Raw genomic sequence first — 2,767 nt, forward strand, 5'->3', positions numbered from 1 at the left:
AGTATAACGGTCTCCAAAACCGCTGATGGGAGTTCGATCCTCTCTACCCCTGCCATATAGTCATTTAAGCCTTTAAATAAAGGCTTTTTTTATATTTAATTTATAAAATCACGAATTTATCACGAAATATTGATGTTGTTTTTTAGGGTAAAAGCGTTATAATTCAAGTAGAGGTGATGGCTCATGGCAATCGTATATGATGCTAAAACAAGGCTTTACCATATTAAAGGGAAATATAAGGATGAAAATGGTAAGTGGAAAGACTACGAACGTTTTACAGGCAAGAAAGGCTTTAAAGGAAAAAAGGAAGCTAAAAAGGCAGATGAAGAATTTAGAAAGAAGATGGATAAAAGTCTTCCTGATAAACTTAATTCTCAGCTCACTGTGACCGATTTATGGAATCTCTATGAGGATGACCATAGAAGCCTTTTAAAAGCCTCTACACTTCAAAATGACCAAGATAGCCTTAGGGTTGTGGAAAAAATCATACCAGGTTTTAAAGACTTCAAAATCAGCACTATAAAGGAAAAGACTATTAAATCAGTAATGAAGCATCTTGATCAAGAGCAATACAGCTTGAATTATATAAAGAAAATTTATACAACGTTGAATAAGCTATTTAATTATGCAGTCAAAAAAGAGCATCTTGAAGATTCCCCAATGAAACACATCAGCATGATCAAACGTCCTAATGAAGTGAAAGACGAAGAAATAAAATACTGGACACCTGAGCAATTTAAGAAGTTTATCACCAATATAGATGATAAGCAATACTACACACTTTTCAATTTTTTGTATTTCACTGGATGCCGTATAGGCGAAGCCCTCGCTCTCACATGGAAAGATATCGATTTTGATAGGAATACATACAGTATTACTAAAACTTGCGTACAGGAGTTAAAAGGTATTCCCTATCTTATTACTCCACCAAAAACAAAAAACAGTGTACGTAAGCCTAAAATGCCTAGATTATTAGTAAAAATCTTGAAAGACTGGTACTCTGTTCAATCTCAAATGTATAATTTCAAAAACGATTGTTTTATCTTTGGATTGGATAGACCAAAATCTGAATCCACTGTAAGGAAACGCTTTGAGCGATATAAAAATTATTTTGACGGATGGGTTCCTGCAGATAAAATTGGTACGGGCACGCCATGTATAAACAGCAGCATCACCATAATAGATGGGAAGATTTATAATAATGAGCATGGATATAGAACCATAAGAGAATGTAAAACCGAACTAACAATAGTAGCCTTATCTGAAAATGAAAATGATAAGTGTCATTACAAAGTTTCAATGTGCCTGCCGGATATCAATATGCATGACCTTCGTCACTCTCATGTGTCCCTTCTCATAAATGAAGGAGCAAATGTTCAAGCCATAGCTGATCGTATCGGAGATACTGTAAATCAGGTTTTAAAAACATATGCACATCTATTCGAGAAAACAGAGGATGAACTTATAGAAATCATAGATAATACATTCAAGTAAATCCATTATTACAGGGTTCAACACGATGTTAAGCCCTTTTTGCCATTCGCCAAACAGGGTGGATGGAGATATTTCCCTGATGCTTATCACGATGAAAAATAAAAGGGTGTTTTTATGGGTATCACAATAACTGCGTACGAATTTCGTCCGTAGTTGCTAACTTATAGGGAATTTACCCAGTTTAAGAATGCTACCTTTGGTTCGGAAGGTTATTCCGAACCCCTATCTGTTTCCCAGCGGTAGTTAACGCACTAATACAGCCGATGAATTTCATCGTTTGTTAACACGAATTTCGTATCTTAAATTAGAAAACTTTTCAGATACACAGGGGTGTGAAAATTTTTACAACCCTTTACTGTAAACGAATCAACGTTTAGTCTCTATGAAGGACGAAGTAAAAATCATCCTCGCATGTAGGAGACGATACATAACTGACATAAAATCATTGAAACCGTTTTCTTAAGAAATCTTAAATATAGTTGATTTTTTATAGCATTTTGTTAAATTAGTTATATAAAGCAAAGGGGGTGGGAATATGACAAGGGCTTAAATTTATTATTGTTGTGTCATGAAAGGAGATTATATGGATATAAAAAGAAAACTGTTTATCACCTTGTGCCTGTCTATTGCAGGCCTTATCGTCGTGTACGTTCTTTACAACAATTCTTTTATTGATAATCGCATTGCATTATGTCTTAATATGCTCAATACGTTAGCATTATTCATTATCATGTTAAAATTAAAAAAAGAGGAAAAATAATCATGAAAAAAATTATACTGATATTATTAACCATTTTATCTATTTCTACGACTGGTATTACTTATACTAACATTCATGCAAAAGATGACAACACTTGTAACACAGATGATGCAGTAATAGTAAAACACTATGAAAACGAAGACGGCGAGGAAATAAAGCTGTATAATGATGGTGTTGAGGTAACATATCAAAAGGATGGTGTTATCGTTTTGAGAGATTATAAAAATCATTTCGATGCCAAACCTCCTGTGATTCAAACTCCTAGTACTAGAGTTGTTCCATATTTGTGGATCAAAATAGGCATGGCGGTATGGACTGGCATTAGTGCATGTAGCAATATTTATTATGTGACCGATGGACGTGTCGATGTCTGTCGAGTTGTAGCAAGAATGCTAGGAACCACAAGAAAGCCAAATGCCAAATACGAATTGACCGGAAAGTTCATTCCTGGACGTATACCTGGCTGTGAGCCTATACATTCAGGTCCATGTAATAGAGGTTACTGGGAATACC

General features: G+C 34.7%; 2 protein-coding genes. Both read left to right on the forward strand.

The features are described 5' to 3' along the window. The first annotated feature begins 183 nt into the window (after window positions 1–183). Window positions 184–1,494, forward strand: coding sequence for a tyrosine-type recombinase/integrase (locus ACLUJM_RS13380; protein ID WP_008819286.1), 1,311 nt, complete (start codon window positions 184–186; stop codon window positions 1,492–1,494). A gap of 762 nt (window positions 1,495–2,256) precedes the next feature. After that, window positions 2,257–2,767: hypothetical protein (locus ACLUJM_RS13385; RefSeq protein ID WP_256292960.1), on the forward strand; the 511-nt coding region annotated here is incomplete at its 3' end.

Source organism: Finegoldia sp. (assembly GCF_046991905.1).
Taxonomy (GTDB): Bacteria; Bacillota; Clostridia; order Tissierellales; family Peptoniphilaceae; genus Finegoldia.

Excerpts from the sequence above, each read along its gene's own strand:
- ACLUJM_RS13380 (WP_008819286.1), top strand. The coding sequence starts at position 184 with ATGGCAATCGTATATGATGCTAAAACAAGGCTTTACCATATTAAAGGG.